The organism is Acinetobacter sp. UBA3025 (assembly GCF_002367915.1).
In the GTDB taxonomy this organism is placed as follows: Bacteria; Pseudomonadota; Gammaproteobacteria; order Pseudomonadales; family Moraxellaceae; genus Acinetobacter.
Genome location: NZ_DFDO01000196.1, coordinates 1 through 6,858, shown reverse-complemented (window position 1 = coordinate 6,858; position 6,858 = coordinate 1). Strand labels below are relative to the sequence as shown.

4 protein-coding genes are annotated in these 6,858 nt (G+C 43.7%); all 4 read right to left on the bottom strand.

Annotation, left to right across the window (positions count from 1 at the left end):
* Positions 1 to 404: 404 nt before the first annotated feature.
* Complete coding sequence (locus tag B4J23_RS08180) at positions 405 to 2,723, bottom strand: TonB-dependent receptor (RefSeq protein ID WP_291359886.1); 2,319 nt, start codon at positions 2,721 to 2,723, stop codon at positions 405 to 407.
* A gap of 316 nt (positions 2,724 to 3,039) precedes the next feature.
* On the bottom strand, positions 3,040 to 4,146 hold the full coding sequence (locus tag B4J23_RS08175) for an alpha-hydroxy acid oxidase (protein ID WP_291359884.1): 1,107 nt from the start codon (positions 4,144 to 4,146) through the stop codon (positions 3,040 to 3,042).
* Entirely contained in the window at positions 4,146 to 4,829 is a 684-nt protein-coding gene (locus B4J23_RS08170) for a Fe2+-dependent dioxygenase (protein ID WP_291359882.1), read from the bottom strand. The genes B4J23_RS08175 and B4J23_RS08170 overlap by 1 nt, the downstream gene beginning before the upstream one ends.
* A gap of 79 nt (positions 4,830 to 4,908) precedes the next feature.
* A partial coding sequence (locus tag B4J23_RS08165) for a TonB-dependent siderophore receptor (RefSeq protein ID WP_291359880.1) occupies positions 4,909 to 6,858 on the bottom strand: 1,950 nt, incomplete at its 5' end.

Genomic DNA, 6,858 nt, shown 5'->3' with positions numbered 1-6,858 from the left:
ATAGATTTTGTCTATATATTCGTTTACATGCAGGTGAGGATAAATTAGATCAATCCTGTATTTTTTTAAGTTTTGATCATCAGGATCAACCAGACACCTGCATGGTGAACCTATAATTAAATTTTAGTCCAGAAAACGTGAAAAGTTTTTGCTTTTTCTATGGATTTTAGTCGTATCTTAAAAAAGATTTTCTTATAAAGTTATTAATTGGAAAAATATTTCTATAATCTATTTTAATTTTGTTGGATTTTTCTGTGATTAAGCAATATGGCTAAAATATTTCTTTATATAATAGCTTTGTTGGAAGTTCTTAAGCAATGCATACATGAAATCTTTCATATCAAAAAATAAAGGCTAGTTTGATGAATCCAGACTAGCCCTTAATATCATGAAGATTGCTCAGATCAGTATTTAAAATGCAGGCCTAAAACACCACTGATGCCTTCTGCTTCAGTGGCATAGTGGGAAGAATAGGCTTTGCTAAAATAACGTGTATCGGACAGGTTATTGATATTCAACTGTAGATCTACATTTGGGTTCACCTGATAACGTGCCATGGCATCGTAACGCACATAACCGGGAACAAATTTGGTATTGGCGGCATTGCCATAAACTTTATCCATTGCCACAGCACCGGTACCCAATGTTAGTTGAGGTATGACCTGATAGGTCATCCATAGAGTTGCACTGTTTTCTGCTACGTTCTGAACCTGATTGCCATTGTTTGTGCTTGGAACATAGACGGGATCTGCTGTAGTTCTAATATTTTCAAAGCCACCATCAATCAGTTCACTATCCAAATAGGTATAGCCTGCGGAAATTGCCCATTTCTCAGTAATATTTCCATTGATACCCAGCTCAATCCCATCGACACGGGTCTCACCAATATTACGGGTACTGCCATCAGCGTCGGTGGAGCGGGTATTGGTTTTTTCAGTACGGAAAATGGCGGCTGTCAGATTCAGTTTAGCTTCCAGAAGATCCCATTTAGTTCCCAGTTCCATGGTGCGGACTTTTTCAGCTTTTAGATTTTCAATAGCTGCGCTAATACTTTCAGAGCCATCACCACCATCGATACCGACCGGATTCGAGGAAGTGGCATAGCTGATATAAATACTGCCATTTTCTCTTGGCTTAAAGACCAGACCCGCCTGATAATTAAAAAAGTCTTCTTCATTTTCGAGGGTCAGCTGATCACCTGGAACGGCGGTAATCGGTGTATTGTTTGCACCTGTCACCGCATTATTGAATCGTCCATAGGTCAAGGTTTGCTGAGTTTTGTAATCATCCCAACGTATACCCAGATCCAGAATCCATTGCGGATGCAATTCGACACTGTCCAGTAAGTAGATCGATTTTGATTTGGTCTCGATATCATAACGGTCCGCACCATCTGTATTAAGTGTCCCCGTCCACGCACCCCGGTCTGGATTGTCTACAGAAGTACACCAGCCTAAAGCCACATTGGCAGGAGTACCACAGGCCGCAAAAGAGCTTCCAGTAGCATTCAGACCATTAATAATATATTGGGTACGTTCGGTATCCTGATCTGAATATTCTGCACCCAGGTTAAAGCTGTGTTGAATAGCACCAGTATCAAATTTGCCTGTTAAAGCCAGTAGGTCAGTAAAGGTATCGGTATTTGCGATACGTGAATTGGCCCGTGCCCAGACATTGCCATTCAAAATGAAGTTCCCGCGTGAATCATCGGGGTTGGTCCAGAGGTAGTCATTTTTAGAGCGGTTAAAGACCGCCGTATTACTCAGGGTTAGATTGTCATTCAAATCATGTTCTAATTTTAAAGTACCAATCTGGTTTTCCTGTTTCTGGAAATCACGATCTTTCCAGCCATAGTATTGACCAGCTTTGACATCAATTGGTTTCCCATTACCATTTAAAGCGACATTGGCATTGGATGCTCCAAATGGATTATTATAGGGAACGCCGGAGTCTGGAATATCATCAGTTTTCAAATAGTAATAACTTAAAGTTCCACGCGTTGCGCTGTCCAGGCCAAAACTGAAGCTGGGTGCAATACCAGCACGTTTATATTCAGCACCGTCATGTTGACCCGCTTTTTCATTCTGGTGGCCCATGACCGCGATACGAGCCGCCATGCCATTGCCGAAGTCCTTGTTAGCATCCAGAGTGATACGTGCATACATATCTGTACCACCCGCAACAGAGCCTTCCAGCTCATCTCCCTTTTTCGCCACTTTGGAGATCATATTAATACTGCCACCCGTAGTGCCCGCACCGCCCATGGCAGAAGCAGAACCTTTGGTAACTTCGACCTGCTCAATGGCAAACATTTCCCGGTTTTGTGAAGTCGAATTTCGTACGCCATCGACGTACATCGAACTTTCCGAGTTATAGCCTCGAATAAAAGGCCGGTCCCCATTCGGATTGCCGCCTTCACCTGCGCCTAAAGTAATACCTGGTACGGTACGCAAAGCATCAGCCAGCGTAGTGACCTGCGTATCTTCAATCAGTTGTTGGGGAATCACGACCACAGATTTTGGCGTGTCCAGGAGTGGCGCAACAAACTTGCTATTGGCTGACTGATCGACTTTTAGACCCGGCACGGGTTCAGCTTGTACTTCCTGATGAATGGTCTCAAGCTGCACCACATTTTCTTGTGCAATCGTGTGTGCAGATGCAAAAGAAAGGGAAGAAACGATGGCTGAAGAAACTATTTTTTTACGAGATTTTATATAACTCATAATCATTCTTTTTTATTTTTAAGTTTGGATTCGCAAATAATAATTATTATTGTTATCGTTGCTATCCTTCTTGCATTGATATTGGCAATGAACAAAATTTAATCAATTTAAAAAATAGATAGACTAGAGTGCGAACTGAGAATTAAAACCATGTTTTTAATATAGATTGATTAAATATGGATCTTATTTGGTTTTTATTGATAATAGCTATTGATATATAAAGCTATGTTGAATTGCCTTTAAAGACGCTTCAAGGAGTTAAGGGTAAGATATTTAACTAATTTTTTTTTCATTTTTATTTTCAATTAAATCCTAATTAATCAATTCCCCTAAATAGACAGCTCGGTTGAATATCTGCCACGGTCGCTGTTCCCATTAAGGCCATGGTAATCTCAAATTCTTCTTTCAGGATTTTGATCACATGCGCTACGCCCAAAGCTCCGGCAGTCGCCAGACCATAAATATAAGGACGGCCAATCAGGACAGCAGAAGCACCTAAGGCAATAGCCTTGAATACATCCGATCCACGACGGATGCCACCATCATAGAGCAGAGGAAAATCTGCTGGCACCACCTTTTTAATCAGTTGCAAGGCAATGAGAGGAGAAATGCAGGTATCCAGCACACGACCGCCATGATTGGAAATAATCAGACCTTTTACCCCATGCTTAATCGCCTGCTGGGCATCCTGAGGATGTACGATTCCTTTTAGAATCACGGGTAAATGGGTTTGCTGTGCGATCCAGACTATGTCTTCCCAAGTTGGGGCAATTTTCATTAGTCCGTTAAAGACAGGATGATCACCTTCCTTTAATTCTGGTAAGGGAATATGCGTAGGCGTATGCGGATGTTGCATGGCTTCCGGTAAATGAAAAAACGCACGACGTTCACGATCGCGGATGCCAGTATGTGGTGAATCTACCGTAATCACTAGCGCCGTATAATGGTGTGCCTCAGCCATTTTGACCAAAGCTAGAGATTTTTCCCGATTCCCTTGCCAGTAAAGCTGAAACCATTTGCGTGGATTGTCCTGTTTCAATGCGCGCATGTCAGTATTCGTAAAAGTACTGAGAATCATATTACTACCCATCACTTCTGCGGCGAGGGCAGAAGCGGCTTCGGCTTCAGGATGAAACTGCTGCTGATGTCCAATCGGTGCCAGAAAAATTGGATGCGGAAATTTTTGTCCGAACATTTCAAGTTCAGTACTGCCTTGGGTCAGATCTTTCAGCATACGCGGCAGAAGCTGAATATCCTGAAATTGCTGTAAATTGTCCCGGACACTGACTTCATCCATGGAGCCACCTTGCAGATAGTTCCAGACCATACTGGAGAGATGTTTTTCTGCTTCGACCTCATAATCGGCGATGGTTTGTAGGTAGGCCGGGATCTGGGTTAATGGCGCCATCGGTTCACGTGACATTATAAATCACCCCACTGACGAATCAGGTTGTGATAATGATGGGTAAGCTGCAAGACTTCTTCAGTATCGCCAATCTGTTGGCGTAGTTTGATAATGGTCATATCCAGATCAAACAGCATGCTGCGTTTGGCATCTTCGCGAACCATACTTTGAATCCAGGTCACAGCCGCAATACGTTTGCCTTGAGTCACAGGTTCAACCCGATGCAGGCTGGTCGATGGATAAACAATCACATCACCAGCATCCAGTTTCACTTCATGGCAACCATACTGGTCTTCAACGACCAGCTCGCCACCTTCATATTCATCGATTTCAGATAAGAATAAAGTCAGTGACACATCGGTACGAATGGCCTGTCCGAGTAGAGGAGAGTAATGAATGGCATTATCGACATGATTACCATAAGTACCTGAATCCTGATAGCAGTTAAACAGGGGCGGCAGGATATGTTTCGGCAGGGCAGCAGAGGTAATTAAATGATGACTTTTAAGTGCCTGTAAAATGATAGGGCTAATCTGCTGATACAGGACAGAAGAAGAATCCAGTTGTAGGTTCTTTTTGATTTTCTGTGCCTGACTCCCGGCACTGAGTTGCCCATTTATCCAGTGTTCTGAACGATCTAATTGCTGTCTCAGTTCGGCAACTTGTGCTTTGCTTAATACTGCCGGGATATGTAACATCATTTTAAAAGCATTCCTGCAATTGAAAATATCGTGCATTCAAGAGAATACACGATATTGATAGATAGAGATAAAAGCTAAATTAAAATTTATAGTTCAAGGTTAAAGCTGCTGAACGTGGTTGACCCAAGATCACACGGCCACCTCCATTATTCAGCGTGCTGATGTACTCTTTATCTGTCAGATTATAAACATTAAAGTTTAAGGAAGTTTGGTCATTAAAGGTATAACCGGCCATGGCATCAAACACCACATAGCTTGGAATACTCGGCATATTCGCTGCTGCACTACTGTTTGTAATCACACGTTTTTGCTCGTCCACATAACGCGCTCCCAAGTCCAGTTTTAAACCGGCAATGTTATAGGTCGTCCATAAAGAAGCGGTCCATTCAGGTGACCAGCGTACGCTATTGGTCTGGGTCACTACACCCGTGTTGGAGTTGATACTGAACTGGTCTTTTTGCTCGGTTTTCATATGGGCTACACCTGCTGAAATATTCCAGGCATCGGTAATTTTACCGACAGCGCCCAATTCGATTCCTTTAACTGTAGTTTTACCTTCCTGAATAGACTCGCGGGTAATCGGATCTTGGGTAAACTGGTTTTCATTTTCGGTGTGGTATGCGGCAGCATTTAAAGCCAGATCGCCATCCAGCAGATCCCATTTGGTGCCAATTTCATAATGATGAGTTTCTTGAGGGTCTGCAGCCGAGCTGTTAATTCCTGTGGTTGAAAGGCTAAAGTTACTGCTACCCGGCGGTGTCAGGGATCTGGCATAAGATGCATAGACACTGCTGTAGGCAGTTGGCTTATATAAACCACCGAGCTTCCAGCTGAATAAAGTGTCATGGGCTTTTAAATCTGTTTTGGTTTCAGTCACTGCTAGTGTCGTACTGTCGGTTGAATAACCCAGTGCATCGTAATTGGTATCGTAATAATCGACACGGACGCCACCATTGAGTTGAAAACGTTCACCAAACTTGAGCGTATCAAAGAGATAAGCCGCCGCCGTCTGGGTTTCACCATCTGAATAAGCGCCCGTATACACAGGATCAGGCAGATTCTGGTGACGATCAGGATGGTATAGATTCGCGGGTGGCGTACTGTTAGTAGGCTGCCCTGGCATTTGTGTAGCCAGTGTTCTGGAATGTTGCTGCTCTTTTAATAGTTCTACACCAGCGACCACATCATGCTCCACTGAACCGGTTTTGATATTCCAGTTCACCGTGCTCTGATTGGCCAGAATTTTATTTTCCTGATCGACACCCTGGCGTGAACGGCTTACTGTCCAGTCTTGAGGATCGGTAGAGTCATTTCTTGAAAGGCTATTAATCCCCGTCAAAGTACGCTGCATATGGGTATTGCCCAAACGGGTAATATTGGTAAATTTCAGATTTTCAGCCCAGTCACTTTCGATTTTGGCTGTATACATGTCAGCATCAACATCTTCATGGTCATCTGCATGGCCATAATAATTTTCACGGTCTACTTTAGCTGCGCTGGCGATCAGCGGGTCTGCATTCCAGAATCCTTTCATGCCAATCGTTGGAATACCGCCATCCGGAATGTTACGTTGGCGGATATGCTGGGAATAAAGATACAGTCGAGTATCACTATCCAGACTAAAGGCGATAGAAGGGGCAACAGCCCAGCCTTGATTCTCGATATAGTCGCGGCCTTCTACACCGCCATCTTGACCCATTGCATTTAAACGGATAGCAACGCTGTCATTGATCGCCTGATTAATGTCAGTGGCAAGACGCGTATGTTCAGCCGTATTGTAGGTAGCAGAGACTTCACGACTGTTTTCCAAATGAGGCAATTTGCTGACCAGATTCACATAACCAGACGCCGTACCACGTCCACCTTTGGCACCCGCAGGGCCTTTTACGACTTCCACCTGTTCCAGGTTAAATACATCACGACTCACAGCGCCGAGGTCACGAATACCATCCAGATAGGTAGAGCTTTGAGTTGAAAAGCCGCGCATCTGGAAGGCATCGCCAGCACTGGTATTCCCATTTTCGCCGAG